Annotated in this window: 9 protein-coding genes; all 9 read left to right on the top strand. The window is 74.0% G+C overall.

The features are described from left to right. Position 1 precedes the first annotated feature (1 nt). Positions 2-6,244 (top strand): type I polyketide synthase, encoded by a 6,243-nt coding sequence (locus ACFU99_RS09450; protein ID WP_384388213.1) that lies wholly within the window; start codon positions 2-4, stop codon positions 6,242-6,244. 89 nt (positions 6,245-6,333) lie between these two features. After that, a complete protein-coding gene (locus tag ACFU99_RS09445; protein ID WP_384388210.1) occupies positions 6,334-10,764 on the top strand; it encodes a thioester reductase domain-containing protein in 4,431 nt (1,476 codons plus the stop codon). Positions 10,765-10,766: 2 nt separating this feature from the next. Then, positions 10,767-12,455, top strand: coding sequence for an NAD(P)/FAD-dependent oxidoreductase (locus tag ACFU99_RS09440; RefSeq protein ID WP_384388207.1), 1,689 nt, complete (start codon positions 10,767-10,769; stop codon positions 12,453-12,455). A gap of 61 nt (positions 12,456-12,516) precedes the next feature. After that, positions 12,517-13,938, top strand: coding sequence for an FAD-binding oxidoreductase (locus tag ACFU99_RS09435; RefSeq protein ID WP_384388204.1), 1,422 nt, complete (start codon positions 12,517-12,519; stop codon positions 13,936-13,938). Positions 13,939-14,004: 66 nt separating this feature from the next. Continuing rightward, positions 14,005-14,259, top strand: a complete 255-nt coding sequence (locus ACFU99_RS09430; protein ID WP_384388201.1) for an acyl carrier protein — start codon at positions 14,005-14,007, stop codon at positions 14,257-14,259. Beyond that, positions 14,256-15,527 (top strand): beta-ketoacyl-[acyl-carrier-protein] synthase family protein, encoded by a 1,272-nt coding sequence (locus ACFU99_RS09425; protein ID WP_384388198.1) that lies wholly within the window; start codon positions 14,256-14,258, stop codon positions 15,525-15,527. The genes ACFU99_RS09430 and ACFU99_RS09425 overlap by 4 nt, the downstream gene beginning before the upstream one ends. A gap of 89 nt (positions 15,528-15,616) precedes the next feature. Further along, entirely contained in the window at positions 15,617-16,336 is a 720-nt protein-coding gene (locus tag ACFU99_RS09420) for an ABC transporter ATP-binding protein (protein WP_384388195.1), read from the top strand. Next, complete coding sequence (locus ACFU99_RS09415; RefSeq protein ID WP_384388192.1) at positions 16,336-17,073, top strand: ABC transporter permease; 738 nt, start codon at positions 16,336-16,338, stop codon at positions 17,071-17,073. The genes ACFU99_RS09420 and ACFU99_RS09415 overlap by 1 nt, the downstream gene beginning before the upstream one ends. Before the next feature lie 119 nt (positions 17,074-17,192). Continuing rightward, on the top strand, positions 17,193-17,388 hold a 196-nt coding region (locus ACFU99_RS09410), incomplete at its 3' end, for a TetR family transcriptional regulator (RefSeq protein ID WP_384388190.1).

The following is a 17,388-nucleotide window of genomic DNA, read 5'->3' as shown; positions in this document are numbered from 1 at the left end:
CGTGGACGTCCCCCCGGACCGCTGGGAGTTGGACCGCTACTACTCCACGGACCCGCACCGGCGCGGCGCCATGTACAGCCGGTGGGGCTCCTTCCTCGACGGCGTCGACCGGTTCGACCCGGCGTTCTTCGGCATCGCGCCCCGCGAGGCCCACGAGATGGACCCCCAGCAGCGGCTGCTGCTGGAGGTCGCCTGGGAGGCCCTGGAGGACGCCGGCCAGTCGCCCACCGCCCTGGCCGGCACCAGGGCCGCCGTCTTCACCGGCGTCATCGGCATGGACTACACCCTGCTGCACGCCCGCCAGGCCGGACTCGCCGGCATCGGCGCCTGGTACGCCAGCGGGCGCGAATTCAGCTTCGGCCCCGGCCGCCTCTCCCACGTGCTCGGGCTCCAGGGCCCCAGCATGTCCGTCAACACCGCCTGCTCGTCCTCGCTCGTCGCCGTCCACCTCGCCTGCCAGAGCCTGCGCTCCGGAGAGGCCGACATCGCCCTCGCGGGCGGCGTCAACCTGATCCTCTCCCCGGAACTCAGCATCTTCCTGTGCAAGGTCCGCGCCATGTCCCGCGACGGGCGCTGCAAACCCTTCGACGCCTCGGCGGACGGCATCGTACGAGGCGAGGGATGCGGCATCGTCGTACTCAAGCGGCTCTCCGACGCCCTCGCCTCCGGCGACGACATCCTCGCCGTCATCCGCGGCACCGCCGTCAACCACGACGGCGCCAGCGCCGGGCTCACCGTGCCCAGCGGCGCGGCCCAGCAGCGGCTGCTGTCCGACGCCCTCGCCGCGGCGGGCGTAGCGCCCGCCGACATCGACTACGTGGAGGCCCACGGCACCGGCACCCCGCTGGGGGACCCCATCGAAATGGGCGCGCTGCGCACCGTACTGGGCGCCGGCCGCCCCGAGGACCGCCCGCTCTCCGTGGGCTCCCTGAAGAGCAACTTCGGCCACATGGACGCCGCCGCGGGTGTCGCGGGGCTGCTCAAGGCCGCCCTGATCCTCCGGCACCGGCAGATCCCCGCCACCATCCACGTACGCGAGCGCAACCCGCGCATCCGCTGGGACTGGCCGGTGGACGTCGCCACCGAACTGACGCCGTTGCCGGACACCGGAGACGGACGGGCGCGGCTGGCCGGGGTCAGCGCGTTCGGCCTCAGCGGCACCAACGCACACGTGATCATCGAGGCCGCGCCGCCGCGCGCCGACGTCCGTACGCCGGGGGCGGTCCACGCCCGTACCTCGCAACCGTCCGGACCGGTCCTCCTGCCTCTCTCCGCCCGCGACGGCGCCGCGCTCACCGACCTCGCGCGCGCCTACCGCGACCGGCTGACCGGGGCCGGGGCGCCCGCGCCGCGGGACGTCGCCCACACCGCGGGCGCGCGCCGCGCCCACCACGCCGAGCACCGCCTCGCCGTCATCGGCGGCAGCGCGGACGAACTCGCCGCCAAGCTCGGGGCGTTTCTCGACGGCGGGGCGCCGCAGGGACTCAGCACCGGCGGCCGCGACCTGGAGAGCGACGGAGCGGAGGGGCCGGGCGTCGTCTTCGCCTTCTCCGGGCAGGGCGCCCAATGGCCGGGCATGGCCCGCGAACTGCTCGCGGGCGACGGTGATCGCGGCAGCGACAGCGGGCATGACGCCTTCCGTGACACCCTCGACTCCGTCGACGCACTCGTCCTGGAACACGCGGGCTGGTCGCCGAAGGAGGAGACCGCCAGGCCCGAGGACGAGTCCCGGCTGCACCGCACCGAGTACGCGCAGCCCGTGATCTTCGCCGTGCAGGTGGCGCTCGCCGCGCTCTGGCGCTCCTGGGGCATCGAACCCACAGCCGTCGTAGGACACAGCATGGGCGAGATCGCCGCCGCGCACGTGGCGGGCGCGCTCACCCTCGACGACGCCGTACGGGTCGCCGTACACCGCGGCCGGCTGCTCGCCGCATCGGCCGGGCGCGGCCGGATGGCCGTACTCGACCTCTCCGAGGACGAGACGCGGCGCGCCCTCGCCCCGTACGCCGGGCAGATCTGGCCGGCCGCCGCCAACAGCTCCCGTACGACCGTGGTCTCCGGCGACGCGGCGGCGGTCGGGCGGCTGCTCGCCGACCTCGCGGACCGGGGCGTCGGCTGCCGGCCGCTGCCCGGCGACTACCCCTTCCACAGCCCGTACATGGAGCCCTACCAGGACCGGCTGGCCGAGCTCCTGCACGGGCTCCGGGCCGCGCCGCCCGCGGTGCCCGTGGCCACGACCACCCCCGCGGGGGACGGCGACGGGCAGCTCTTCGACATCGCGCACTGGGTACGCAACATCCGCGAGCCGGTCCGCTTCGCCGAAGCCGTCGGCACGCTGCTGGACCAGGGCCACCGCACGTTCCTGGAACTCGGCCCGCACCCGGTGCTGGCCCTGCCCCTCACCCACGCCTGCGAGGACCGCGGCGCGGACGACGTGCTGGTCGTGCCGTCGCTGCGCCGGGCCGTTCCCGCGCCGCAGACGCTGCTGACCTCGCTGGGCGCGCTGTACGCGGCGGGGGCCGCGGTCCGCTGGGAGGCGGTGCCGCCCGGGGACGGCCGTCCGGTGAAGCTGCCTTCCTATCCGTGGCAGCGGGGGAGTTACTGGATCAAGGAGGCGGCCGAGCCCGAGATGACGCCGGAGCGGGAGCCGGAGCCCGTCGCTGAACCCCGCGCCTCCGTCGTACGAGCCTCAGCCCCCGGCTTCCCGGGCGAGCGGAGCGAGGTGGCCGACCTCGTGGCCGGGGCGGCGGCCGAGGTGCTCGGGCACGAGCCCGGCACGATCCGGCGGCGCCAGGGCTTCGCCGACATGGGCATGGACTCCCTCACCTCGCTGGAGCTCCGTACGGCGCTCCAGGCCAGGTTCGGGCCGCTGCCCGCCACGGTGGCGTTCGACCACCCGACCGTGGAGCGCCTGGCCGCCTACCTGTGGGAGCGCCGGGACGTAGCGGAGAACGCGGACGCCGCGCCTTCCCAAGCCCCTCGGCCCGCACCGCAAGAGTCCGCGCCGAAAGAGTCCGCGCCGCAAGGGCTCTCACCGCAAGGGCCCGAGCCCATCGCGGTCGTCGGCATCGGCTGCCGATTCCCCGGCGGGGGCGACGGTCCCGACGGCTACTGGCGGATGCTGCGCGAGGGGACCGACGCCATCGACATGTCGCCGCCGGGCCGCTTCGACGACGGGAGCCGGTGGCTGGGCGCGTGGCTGGACGGCGTGGACCGGTTCGACCCCCGGTTCTTCCGGATCGCGCCGCGCGAGGCGAAAGTCATGGACCCGCAGCAGCGGATGTTCCTGGAGGTGGCCTGGGAGGCGCTGGAACACGCGGGGCAGACCCCGGAGCGGCTGGCCGACACAAGGACCGGGGTGTTCGTCGGCATGAACTCCCACGACTACGCCGAACTCATCGCCAACGCCCCGGAGAACGTCGACGCGTTCTTCGGCACGGGCAACTCCTTCTGCTCCACCGCCGGCCGGCTCTCCTTCTTCCTCGGCGTGCACGGCCCCAGCCTGGCCGTGGACACCGCGTGCTCGTCGTCGCTGGTCGCGGTGCATCTCGCGGTGCGTAGCCTGCGCAGCGGGGAGAGCGAGATCGCGGTCGTCGGCGGCGTCAACGCCATTCTGCGGCCCACCATCCACCGCGCGAGCCGAGCGGCCGGTGCGCTGGCCGCCGACGGGCGGTGCAAGACCTTCGACGCGGCCGCCGACGGCTACAACCGGGGGGAGGGCTGCGGGGTGGCCGTGCTCAAGCCGCTCGCCAAGGCCCTCGCCGACGGCGACCGGGTACTGGCGACCGTCCTCGGCTCGGCCGTCAACCAGGACGGTCCGAGCAGCGGCCTCACCGTCCCCAACGGCCCCGCCCAGGAGACCCTGGTGCGCGACGCGCTCGCCGACGCCGGGGTCGCGCCCGCCGAGATCGGGTACGTCGAGGCCCACGGCACCGGCACGCCGCTCGGCGACCCCATCGAACTCCAGGCGCTCGGCGCGGCGCTGGGCGGGCCGCGCGAGGGGCGGCGGGTCGCCGTCGGCTCGGTGAAGACCAACTTCGGCCACCTGGAAGCCGCCTCCGGCATCGCCGGCCTCATCAAGACCGTACTGATCCTCGACAACGGCGAGATACCGCCGCATCTCCACTTCAAGGAGCCCAGCCTCGACATCCCCTGGCGGGACCTCCCCTTCGACGTGCCGACGAGCGCGATGCCGTGGCCGCCGGAGCGGCGGGCGGCGGGCGTGAGCGCCTTCGGGTTCAGCGGGACCAACGCGCATGTGGTGCTGGGGCGCGCGCCGGCGACCACGGACGAGAGGCAGACCGTCGGCAGTGGGCGGCCGTATCTGCTCCCGCTGTCCGCGTCGGACGCGAAGGCACTGACCGCGCGGGCGGCCGACTACCGGCAGCTCCTCACTGCGCCTGCCTCCGACGAGAACGCCACAGCGACCGGCGTCCCGCTGCATGACCTGTGCTTCACCGCGAGTACCCGCCGGGCTCACCACACCCACCGCCTCACCGTCGTCGGCCGGACCCGCACCGAGCTCGCGGGGCGGCTCGCCGCGTTCGAGCGCGGCGACGGGGGACCCGGTGTCGCCATGGGCCGGGCGGACGGCGCCGCCGAGCGGAAGGTGGCGTTCGTGTTCTCCGGGCACGGGTCGCAGTGGCCGGGCATGGGGCGGACCCTGCTGCGCCAGGACCCCGCCTTCCGGGAGGCCGTGGCCTGGTGCGACGCGCATCTGGGCCCGTATGCGGGGTGGTCGGTCCTCGACCATCTGGAGCGCGGCGCGGAGACGCCCTCGGGGCCGCGTCAGCAGGAGCTGATCTTCACCGTGCAGACCGCGCTCGCCCGGCGCTGGCAGGCGCTCGGGATACGGCCCGCCGCGGTCCTCGGGCACAGCATGGGCGAGGTGGCGGCGGCCCAGGCGGCCGGGGCGCTGGGGATCGAGGACGCGGCGCGGCTCATCCACGAACGTGCCGCCGTCCAGGAACGGCTGGTCGGCAACGGTGCCATGGGCGTCGTCGGGCTGCCGGCCGACGAGGCCGAGGAGGCGCTCGCCGACGCCGGGTACGAGGACCGGCTGTGGGTGGCGCTCGCCAACAGCGCCCGCAGCACGGTGCTCTCCGGCGACAAGGACGCGCTCGACGAGGTGCTGGCCGCGCTCAAGAAGCGCCGGGTCTTCGCGCGCCGCGTCGACGCCGCGGGCGCCGGGCACTGCCCGCTCGTCGAACCCCTCGACCGCGAGCTGACCGACCGCCTCTCCTGGCTCCGGCCCGCCCGCGGCGGACTGCCCTGCTACTCCTCCGTGACCGGTGGTCCGCTCGACGGCGAGGCGTTCGACGCCGCCTACTGGGGCCGTAACTTGCGCGACCGCGTACGGTTCTCCACCGCCGTCCGCGCCATGGCGGCCGACGGCTTCGACACGTTCGTCGAGATCTCGCCCCACCCGCTGCTGCTCGCCTTCATCGAACAGGACCTGCGCGACCTCGGCGTGCGGGACGGCGTCCTCGTGCCGTCCCTGCGCCGGGACGGCGACGACTTCGCCGTCATGCTCGACTCGCTCGGCGCCCTGCACGCGCACGGCTGCCCCGTCGACTGGGACGGTATGTACCCGACGGGCGGGCGGCTGACCGACACCCCCGCCTATCCGTGGCAGCGCAAGAGCTACTGGCTGGGGGCGGGGGCCGGGGCCGCGCCGCAGGACGGTACGGGTACGGGCACGGGCACGGCGACAGCCGACACCGAGACCGGCACCGTCGGCGCGGACGCGGAGGAATCCGCCGAAGCCGCCGCCCTGCGCCGGGAACTGGCCGCGCTGGACCCCGAGCAGCGCCGCGACGCCCTCGTGGACCATGTGCTGGCCGAGACGGCCGTGGCGCTCGGCGCCGACTCCGACGACGACCTGGACCCCCGGCAGGGCTTCTTCGACCTGGGCATGAACTCGGTCACCTCGATGGAGATGAAGCTCCGCCTCCAGCGGCGCTTCGCCTGCTCGCTGCCCAACACCCTGATCTTCGAATACCCCAACGCCGAGGCCCTCGCCGGATATCTCGCCACGGACGTACTGGCTACGGACGTACCCACCACGGACGTACCCACCACGGACGTACCCACCACGGATACAGCCCCCGACGAGGAGCCGGGCGCCGGCGACGACCTCGCGGCCCGCTTCGAGCGCGAGATGGCCGGGGTCGACGCCCTCGGCATCGGGAGCCCGGCCCGGACCCGTACCGACATCACGTACCGCGGAGAGGCGGAGCAATGACCGAAAGGGACAGGAGCAGGGACGGAGCCAGGAACGGAGCCAGGGACGGAGTCAGGGACGGAGTCAGGAGCGGGGCCGGGACCAAGCCCTTGGACGACCGGGCCAGGCTCGCCCACGCCCTCGACCGGATCGCGCAGCTGCGGACCAGGCTGGAGCAGTACCAGCAGACGGACGGGCCCGTCGCGATCGTCGGCATGGGCTGCCGCTTCCCCGGCGGCGCCGACTCCCCGGAGGCGTTCTGGCGGGTGCTCGGCGACGGCGTCGACACCGTGGGCCGCTTCCCGGCGGAGCGGGGCGACGCGGACGCCGTGTACGACCCGGACCCGGACGCGCCCGGCAAGGCGTACTGCGTGGAGGGCGGGTTCATCGACCGGCCCGACGCCTTCGACGCCGAACTCTTCGGCATCTCCCCGGCCGAGGCCGCGGCGATGGACCCGCAGCAGCGGATCACGCTGGAGGTGGTCTGGGAGGCGCTGGAGCGCGCGCACATCGCCCCCGACCGCCTGGAAGGCAGCGCCACCGGAGTCTTCCTCGGCGCCAGTACCAGCGACTACGCGCGGATGCGCCAGCAGCTGAGCGACGCGGAGGACGTGGACGCGTACCAGCTGATGGCCGAGCCCGCGTTCCTCGCCGGGCGGGTCGCCTACCACTTCGGGCTGCGCGGCCCCGCGCACGTCGTCGACACGGCCTGCTCCTCCTCGCTGCTCGCCGCCCACCTCGCGTGCCAGAGCCTGCGGCGCGGCGAGTGCGACCTCGCGCTCGCGGGCGGGGTGAACCTGATGCTGACGCCGTACGGGTTCGTGCTGGTCAGCAAGGCGGGGGCGCTCGCGCCCGACGGGCGCTCCAAGGCGTTCGACGCCTCGGCCGACGGCTACGCGCGCGGCGAGGGGTGCGGCGTCGTCGTGCTGAAGCGGCTGGCGGACGCGCTCGCGGACGGCGACCCGGTGCTGGCCGTCATCCACGGCAGCGCCGTCAACCACGACGGGCGCTCCAGCGGCATCTCGGTGCCCAGCGGCCAGGCGCAGCAGGAGGTGATACGGGCGGCCCTCGCCGACGCCGGGGTGGCTCCCGCGCGGATCGGGTACGTCGAGGCGCACGGCACGGGCACGCTCCTCGGCGACCCCATCGAACTCCGTGCCCTGGAAGCGGTGTTGGGGCCGGGGCGTCCGGCGGAGCAGCGCGTGTACGTCGGCTCGGTGAAGACCAACGTGGGGCATCTGGAGTCCGCCGCCGGGGTCGCCGGGCTGATGAAGCTCGCGCTCGCCCTCCAGCACGGACGGATACCGCCCAGCCTCCACTTCGACACGCCCAACCCCAACGTGGACTGGGACCGTCTCCACCTCACCGTGCCCACCGCCCCCACTCCCTGGCCCGCCTCCCCTGACGGCCGCTACGCGGGCGTCAGTTCCTTCGGCGTCAGCGGCACCAACGTGCACCTGATCCTGGGCGAGGCACCGCCGCCGCCCGCGGCCGAACCCGCCCCGCCGGACCAGGCGTCGGCCCGCCGCTCGCACGAACTCCTGGTCCTGTCCGCGGCGTCCCGCACGGCCCTCTCCGACCTCGCCGACCGCTATGCCGCCTGCCTCGGCCTGCCCGCCGAGGGGCCTGCGGCCGTGGGTGCTACGGCCGTGGGTGCTACGACAGGCGGCAGCGGCCGTCCGCTCGCCGACATGAGCCGAACGTCGGCCTTGGGAAGGGCTCAACTTCCGCACCGTCTCTCGCTGGTCGCCTCTTCAGAAAAGGAATTACGCGCAAAGCTGGGCCAGTTCACCGAAGGGCAGGACGCTCCGGGAGTCGTCAGCGGCCGGGCCGCTCCCCGTCGGCGGGCGAAAGCAGCGTTCCTCTTCACCGGCCAGGGCAGCCAGTATCCCGGCATGGGGCGCGGCCTCTACGCCACGGAACCCGCCTTCCGGGCCGCGCTCGACGAGTGCGACGCGCTGCTGCGCGACCGCATCGACCGGCCCCTGCTGGACGTGCTGTACGGCGACGCGCAGGACACGGCGCTGCTGGACCGCACCGCGTACACCCAGCCCGCGCTGTTCGCCGTCGAGTACGCGCTGTCCCGGCTCTGGCACTCCTGGGGCATCCGGCCCGGCGCCGTACTGGGGCACAGCGTCGGGGAGTACGTCGCCGCCTGCGTGGCCGGGGTGTTCGGGCTGGAGGACGCCCTCACGCTGGTCACCGCGCGCGCCGCGCTGATGCAGCGGCTCTGCGAGCCGGGCGCGATGATCGCCGTGCCGCTGACCGAGGCCGAGGCGGCCCAGGAGGCCGAGAACGACGGCGGTCCCATCGAGCTGGCCGCCGTCAACGGCGAGCGCGAGTGCGTGCTGTCGGGCGCCGCCGACGCCGTCGACCGCGTCGCGGCCCGGCTCGCCGGGCGCGGGGTGCGGACCAGGCGGCTGCGCGTCTCGCACGCCTTCCACTCGCCCCTGGTCGAACCGTCGCTGGCCGAGCTGCGCGCGACCGCCGCACGGATCAGCTGCACCGCGCCGCGCATCCCCGTCATCTCCAACCTCACCGGCGAGGCGGTCGGCCCCGACACCCTCGCCGACCCCGACTACTGGTGTCGGCACGCCCGTAGGACCGTCCGGTTCGCCGACGGGCTGCGCGCCCTGGACCGGCTCGGGTTCATGGCCTTCCTGGAGGCCGGGCCCGGCCGCACGCTGCTCGGCCTCGGCGCCACGGCCCTCCCCGGCCCGGACCGCACCTGGCTCGCCTCGCTGCGCCGCACCGCCGACGACGCCGAGCAGATCCGTACGGCGCTCGGCGGTCTGTACGTGCTCGGGGCCCCGGTGGACTGGCAGGCGGTCCACGCCAGGGCCGAGCCGCCGGCCGCCCAGGTGGACCTCCCCACGTACGCGTTCCAGCGGCAGCGCTACTGGTTCCAGGAGCGGGCGGCGGCGCCTACGGAACGTACCGCCCAGCCCGCTGCCGAGACAGCCGACGCCGACCCGGCCCTCCTGGCCCGGCTCGCCGAAGCCGCCCCGGACGCCCGGACCGGCATCGTCGCCGACCGGCTGCTGGAACTCCTCGCCGCCATGCTGTGGACGCCCGCCGAGGAGATCGCCGCCGACGCCGACCTGCTCGAACTCGGCGCGGACTCGCTGATGGTGATGCAGGTGGTCACCGCCTGCAAGACCGAGCTGGGGCTCGCCCTCTCCCCGCGCGAACTCTTCGAGCGGCCCACCGTCGCCGACTGGTCCGCGCTGATCACCGAGCGCGCGGAGGCGGACCACGGGCTGCCCGGCGCGGCCGGGCGCACCGCCCCGGCCGCCGCACCCGACTGGACGGACGCGGCCGTGCTCCGCGCCGACGCCGTACTGGACCCGGACATCCGGCCCGCCGACGGGCACACCGTGCCGGGCGAGTCCTGGCGCGACCCGTCCGACGTCCTGCTCACCGGGGCGACCGGCTTCGTCGGCGCGTTCCTCCTGGACGAACTGCTGCGCTCCACCAAGGCCACCGTCCACTGCCTCGTACGCGCCGACGACCCGGAGGCCGGGCTGGCCCGGCTGCGCGCCGGGGCCGAGCGCTATCTGAACTGGCGGCCCGGGGACGAGAAGCGGATCGTGGCGGTGCCCGGCGACCTGTCCCAGCCGCTCCTCGGCCTCGGCGAGGACGCGTTCGACGCGCTCGCGCACCGCGTCGACGCGATCTACCACAACGGCGCCAACGTCAACTTCATCCACAGCTACCGGCACCTGCGGGCCGCCAACGTCGGCGGCACCCAGGAGGTCCTGCGCCTCGCCTGCCGGGGGCCGCTGACGCCCGTGAGCCACGTCTCGACGTTCGGGGTGTGGGGCGTGCCGGAGGATCTGACCTCCACCTTCGCCGAGGACGACGACCTCGGCCGGGCCGGGCGGCTGCCCAACGGCTACCTCCAGACCAAGTGGGCGGCGGAGCGGCTGGTGTGCGCCGCGCGCGGGCGCGGGGTGCCGGTCAACATCTACCGGCTCGGCCAGATCATGGGCGACTCGCGCCGCGGCGCGTGCGTCACCACCAGCTTCACCTGCGCGGTCATCAAGGGCTGCATCCAGTTCGGCTCGGCGCCCGAGCTCGACATGCTCGTCGAGATGACCCCCGCCGACTACGTCGGCCGGGCTCTCGTGCACGCCTCGAAGACGGCCGCGTTCGGGCAGAACTTCCACCTCCTGAACCCCGAGCGCATCACCTTCGCCGAACTGGTCGGCTACCTCCAGCGTCGCGGCTGGCAGGTGGGCCGGCGGCCGGGGCCCGAGTGGGTGGCGGAGTTCCGCGCCGGGGTGGGTCTGGAGGACAACGCGCTGCACCCGCTCATCGACACCATCAGCGAGATCGTCCGCGCCGGCCAGGACTCCATGACCTACCGGGTGGACAACCTGCGGCGCGCGCTGGACGGCAGCGGCATCGGCTGCCCGCCGCTCGACGACGCGCTCCTCGACACGTACTTCGGCTGGATGGTGCGTACGGGCTTCCTGCCCGCACCGTCGGCTGAGCCCGTACCTTCCGGGACCGCGCCCGCGCGCCCCAGGACGGAGTAGTCATGAACACGCCCGACACGCCCGACACGCCCGACCGTGCGATGCGCCGTCCTCAGGACGGGGACCTCCGTGACGTCGCCGTCCTCGGCGGCTCCCTGCCGGCGGCGACCCTGGCGACCGTGCTCGCCGCGGGCGGCGCGCGCGTCACGCTCATCGACGACGGCCGGCCGCCCGCGTTCCCGCCCGGCGAGATGGGCGTGCACGCCGCCGGGCTCTTCCGGGTGCTGGCCGAGCGGTACAAGACGCCGGAGCTGGCCCGGCCGGCGACCGTCAAGGACATCCACGCGCACATCACCCGCACCGTCGGCGCCGAGCACTGCCACAGCTTCGTCTACCACCGGGAGGGGCGGCCCCAGGACCCGGCCGAACTGCTCCAGGTCTGCCCGCCCAAGGGCGCGCCGCCCGAACCGCACTTCCACCGCCCCGACATCGACGCCTACCTGCTGCGCTGCGCGCGGGGCCGCGGCGCCGACGTACGTGAGGGAGCCAAGGTCAGCGGTGCGACGGCCGGCCCGGACGGCGCGGTCGTCCGGCTTTCGGACGGCGCCGAGATCCGGGCCCGCTACCTGGTGGACGCCTCCGGGCCCGACTCGCCGCTGGTGTCCGGGCTGGGGCTGCGCGAGGAGCCCGTACGCCTCGCCACGGCCAGCCGTACGCTCGCCACCCATATGACGCGGATACGGCCTTTCGCCGACGTGGTCGCCGACCGGGCCGCGGCCTACCGTCCGCCGACGCCCTGGCACCGGGGCAGCATGCACCACCTCACGGACGGCGCGTACCTCGCGGTGCTGCCGCTCGGCAACCACCCGGACTCCACCGGCGGGCTGTTCAGCGTCAGCCTGACCCTGGACGCCCGCCGGTTTCCCGCGCGAGAGGGGACGGGCGGGCTGTCGGCGGAGGAGGAGTTCCGGGCCTTCGTCGCTCGATTCCCCACACTGGCAGACCAGTTCGCGTACGCGATCGCCGGGAGGCCGTGGCTCTCGACCGAGCGGAACCAGTACGCGGCGCGCCGCACGGCCGGGGAGCGGTGGTGCCTCATCGGGGACGCGGCAGGCTACGTCGACCCCTTCATCTCGCGGGGCCTGGGGCTCTCCCTGGAGACCGTGAACGTCCTCGCCCGACGGCTGCTGGACGCCGTGCGCGACGGCGACTTCTCCGCCGAACGCTTCGCTGTCGTCGGCGAGCTGACGTGTGATCACCTCGCGGCCAATGACGAACTGGCCGCCATGGTGCACGCGTCGCTGCGCGACCCGGCGCTGGTGCGGGCCGTGCTCTTCGTCCTCGAAGTCGGCTTCCGCTTCGGCGGGTTCCCGATGCTCACCGCCCTGACCGAACTCCGCGCGACCGGCAGCGACGCGGCGCTCCGCGCCCTGGAGACGGTGCCGTACCGAGGCCATGTCTTCGCCGGGCACGAGGGCTACCACCGGCTCTTCACCGCGGCCGGCGCGACGTGCGCGGCGGTCGCCGCCGGTGAGCTGGACGCCCGTACCGCGAGCGAGCGGATCTTCCGGTCCGTCCGCGACGCGGAGTTCGTTCCCGCCGCCTTCAAGCTCGGCGACCCCGCGGTCCGCTCGCTGCGGATCACCCCGGTGACCCTGCTCCGGCTCGCCCTGTGGACGGTCCGCGGGGCCCCGAAGGACATCGCCCCGCTGGTCCGCGCCGGAATCAAGAGCGTCCTGCGGGGCCGCTGATTGTCTGCGCGGCCGTACGCCCGTACCGCCCCGTTCCGACCGACCGTCTAAAGGAGTACGCATGGCAACCTCCGCACGATTCGCCGGTACGGTCCTCGCCCCGGGGGACCCCGGGTTCGAGGACGCGAGCCGCACCTGGAACGCGTGCTTCGCCTCCCGTCCACGCGAGGTGATGGTGTGTCACAGCACCGAGGCGGTGGCGGACGCGCTGCGCGGCGTACGGGAGCGCGGCGTGCCGTTCCGGGTGCGTTCGGGCGGCCACTCCATGGCCGGGCTGAGCAGCGTCGAGGGCGGGACGATCATCGACCTGGGCGGCCTCGACTCCATCACCCTCAGCGAGGACCGCTCGCTGGCGACCGTCGGCGGCGGAGCCCGACTCGGTGACATCTACCGGGAGTTGTGGCGGTCGGGCGTGACGGTACCGGCCGGCACCTGCCCGCGGATCGGAATCGGCGGCCATGTGCTGGGCGGCGGCATGGGCATCCTGTCCCGCTCCCGCGGTGCCCTCGTCGACCATCTCGCCGCCCTCGAACTGGTCGACGCCGAGGGCCGGGCGCACACCGTGGACGAGAACGAGCACCCCGACCTGTTCTGGGCCTGCCGGGGCGGGGGCGGCGGCAGCTACGGCATCGTCACCTCCTACACGCTGCGCACCACACCGGTCGACGAGGTCACCCTCTTCACGTTCAGCTGGAGCTGGGAGCAGTTCGCCCCGGCGGTACGGGCGTGGCAGAGCTGGCTGGCGTCCACGGACGACAAGGTCAACACCTTCCTCTCGCTCTTCCCGCGCGAGCAGGACATGGTGGCCGCGTTCGGCGTGTACGACGGTCCGGCCGCGGAGTTCGAGGAGCTGATGCGGCCCCTGGTGACCGCCGTGCCGCCGCAGGACCAGGTCGTGGAGGTGATGCCGTTCATCCAGGCCGTCGACACGGTGGAGGCGCTCCAAGGCGATGCGGTGGCGGCCGAACAGGTGCGGGCCCAGGGCAGTTCGGCCATCGTCGCCGAACCGGCGGACGACGCCGCGATCGCCACGCTCCAGGAGTTCCTCACCGCTCCGCCGAGCCACCGTGCCGAGGTCGCCGTCTATGGCATGGGCGGGGCCATCGCGCGCCCCGCGCGCACCGACACGGCGTTCGTGCACCGGACGGGTCTGATGGCCTTCGAGTACCGCACCGACTGGGACCTGCCCGAGGACGACGGGAAGAACCTCGCCTGGGTCAAGGCGCTGCGCCACGCGATGGCCCCGCACACCACCGGCGCCGCGTACGTCAACACCATCGACCTGGCCCTGGAGAACTGGCTCTGGGCCTACTACGAGGAGAACCTGCCGCGGCTGATGGAGGTCAAGCGCCGCTACGACCCCGGCGACGTCTTCCACCACCCGCACAGCATCCCGCTCTCCCTCACCGAGGCCGACATCGCCCGGCACGGCATACCGGAGCCGGTGGCCGCGCGGATGCGGGCCGCCGGACTGACGTCGTAACAGGCCGCCTGGCTGGCAGGCCATTTGACGGTGCATCACATCAACCGACTGAGGAGGTCGCACACCATGGCACACACCGAGCAGGAGATCCTGGCCGGCGTCGCGGAGATGCTGCACGACATCTGCGGGATCGCGCCCGCGCGCAGCACCCCGGAGAAGTCCTTCGTCGACGACCTGGACGTCGACTCGCTGTCCATCTACGAGATCGGCATGACCACCCAGGACCGCTTCGGCGTCGAGGTGCCGGACGAGGACATGCGAGGGCTGCGCACCGTGGGCGACCTGGTCGCCTACATCCGGGGAGCGGGGATCACAGCATGACCGGAGGCCGCCCCGCCGCCGACGACCGCGAGGTGATCGTCACCGGGCTCGGGGCGGCCGGCCCGGTCGGCGGGGACGCCCCGGCGATGTGGAAGGGCCTTCTCGCGGGCGTCGGCGGAGTGCGCCGCGTCGAGGAGGCGTGGGCGGAGGGGCTGCCGGTGCGGATCGCCGCGCCGGCGGCGGTGGAGCCGGCCGAGCGGCTGGCGGTCCATGAGACGCGCCGGCTCTCGCGCGTACAGCAACTCGCCCTGCTGGCCGCCCGCGAGGCGTGGGCGGACGCGGGGGCGCCGGACCCGCCGCCCGAGCGGTTCGCCGTGGCGGTCGCCTCGGGCGGGGGAGGGGCGGGAGACCTGCTGGGCCAGTACGACGTGCTGCGGGAGCGCGGCTGGCAGCGGGTCTCCCCGCTCACCCTGCCGATGTACATGGCGAACGGGCCCGCCGCCTGGATCGCCCTGGAGTTCGGGGCCGCCGCGGAACTGCACGCGCCCGCCGCCGCCTGCGCGTCGGGCGCGGACGCGCTGGCGCGGGGGCGCGAGCTGATCCGGTCCGGGCAGGCGGACGTGGTGCTGGCGGGCGGCGCGGACGCGATGATCCACCCGGTGATCGTGGCGGGGTTCGCGGCGATGCGCGCGCTGTCCCGGCGCAACGACGACCCCGAGGGTGCCTGCCGCCCCTTCGACGCGGGGCGCGACGGCTTCGTGCTCGGCGAGGGCGCGGCCGTCATGGTGCTGGAGTCCGCCGGGCACGCGGCGCGGCGCGGGGCGCGCGGTTACGCGGAGCTGGCGGGCGCGGGCCGCTCCGCGGACACGTACCACATCGCCAACCCCGACCCCTCGGGCGCGGGCGCGGTGCGCGCGATGCGGCGCGCGCTCGCCGACGCGGGCGCGGAGCCCGGCGAGGTCGCCCATGTCAACGCGCACGCGACCGGCACGCCGCTGGGGGACGCGGCGGAGGCGGCGGCGCTGCGCGAGGTGCTGGGGCCGGGGCTCGGCGGCGCGTCGGTGACGGCGACGAAGTCGCTGACGGGTCATCTGCTGGGCGCAGGGGGCGCGTTGGAGGCGGTGATCACCGCGCTGACGCTCCATCACGGCGCGGCGCCGCCGACCGCCAACCTCGACGAGCCCGACCCCGCCCTCCCGCAGGACGTGGTGCGCGCGGTGGTCACGGGCGGGCCGGGGGCGCTGGCCGGGGGCGCGCTCGCGGGGCTCAGCAATTCGTTCGCCTTCGGCGGCCAGAACGTCTCGCTGGTGCTGCGGCGCAGGCAGTGACGGTGTGTGCGCGTGGACTTCCCACCCGGAACTTTTTCACCTACTGTTGAATTCAACGTTGGGTGAGTTTTCCTGCGAGGAGAGATCACATGAAGACCGCGATCGATGTCCAGGACCTCGTGGTGACCCGCGGCGGGAAAGAAGTGCTGCACAGCCTCTGCGCACGCATCCCGCACGGCGGGATCACCGGACTGCTCGGGCCGAGCGGCAGCGGAAAGACCACCCTCATGCGCTCGATCGTGGGCGTGCAGCGGGTGAAGTCCGGGCGGGTCACCGTGCTCGGCGAGGCGGCGGGCACACCGTCGCTGCGCCGCAAGGTCGGCTACTTCACCCAGTCGCCGAGCGTCTACACCGATATGACGGTCCGTGAGAACGTCCGCTACTTCGCCAGCTTCTACGGCCTCGGCCCGGCCGAGGCGGACGAGACCATCAAAGAGGTGGGGCTCCAGGAGCAGGCCGGCCAGATCGTCCGCACCCTCTCCGGCGGCCAGCACAACCGCGCCTCGCTCGCCTGCGCCCTGGTCGCCCGCCCCGAACTGCTCATCCTCGACGAGCCCACGGTCGGCCTCGACCCCGTGCTCCGCGAGGAACTGTGGGCCCACTTCCATCAACTCGCGGCAGGCGGCACCACGTTGGTGGTCTCCAGCCACGTCATGGACGAGGCCAACCGCTGCGACCGGCTGATCCTCATCCGGGAGGGGGCCGTCGTCGCCGACGACACCCCCGACGCCATCAAGAAGAAGGCCGGCACGGACGATCTGGACCGGGCGTTCCTCACCCTCGTCCAGGAGAAGGCGGAGGTGGCGTGATGTCGCTGCGACTGACACTGAGCACCACGGCGCGCGTCCTGGGGCAGCTCCGGCACGACCGGCGCTCGGTGGGCCTGCTGATCGGCGCGCCGCTGCTGCTGCTCACGCTCATCTACTTCATGTTCGAGAAGAACAGCGCGGCCCTCGACCGGGTCCTGCTGATCATGCTCGGCGTCTTCCCCTTCCTGCTGATGTTCCTGGTCACCAGCATCGCCATGCTGCGGGAACGCACCTCCGGCACGCTGGAGCGGCTCTTCACCACCCCGCTCGGCAAGCTGGACCTGCTCTTCGCCTACGGGCTCGCCTTCGGCCTGGCCGCCACCGTGCAGGCCACCGTGGCGACCACGGTCGCGTACTGGCTGCTCGATCTCGACACGGCGGGCAACGGCGCGCTCGTGGTGCTGATCGCGGTCGGCAACGCCCTGCTCGGCGTCGGCCTGGGCCTGCTGTGCAGCGCGTTCGCCCGTACCGAGTTCCAGGCCGTGCAGTTCCTGCCGATCGTGGTGCTGCCGCAGATCCTGCTGTCCGGCCTCTTCGTGCCGCGCCCCGAGATGGCGGGCTGGCTGGAGGGCGTCAGCGCGGCGATGCCGCTCGCCCACGGCGTCGAGGCGCTCCAGGAGGTGGGCGCGCACATCAACGCCACGGGAGCGCTGTGGCGCGGCTACGGCGTGGTGATGGGGTGCGTGATCCTGGCCCTGGTCCTGGCCGCGAGCACCCTGCGCCGCCGCACGGCGTAGGCGCAGGCGTACAGCGCAGGCGTACAGCGCAGTCGTCCGGCGCAGGCGCACGGCGTAGTCGTCCGGCGCTCGGGAAATTCAGGAGAGCGCTCGGGAAGATCGGGAAAGCGGGGGTGCTCGTGCGGGGACGCAGCGGCCGACGGCCCGGCAAGCCGGACACACGCGGGGCGATACTGGCCGCCGCCCGCGAGATCTTCGCCGAGCGCGGCTACGACGGCTCGTCCATCCGCCACATCGCGGCGAGCGCCGGCGGGGGCCCGGCGCGCGGCCACCACAACATCGGCCACCACGAACACCACATGAAGGAGGTCGGCA

Origin of the sequence: Streptomyces sp. NPDC057654, from assembly GCF_042800135.1 — a bacterium.
In the GTDB taxonomy this organism is placed as follows: domain Bacteria; phylum Actinomycetota; class Actinomycetes; order Streptomycetales; family Streptomycetaceae; genus Streptomyces.
The sequence above is the reverse complement of the archived record's forward strand: the minus strand, read 5'-3'. Positions and strand labels throughout refer to the sequence as shown.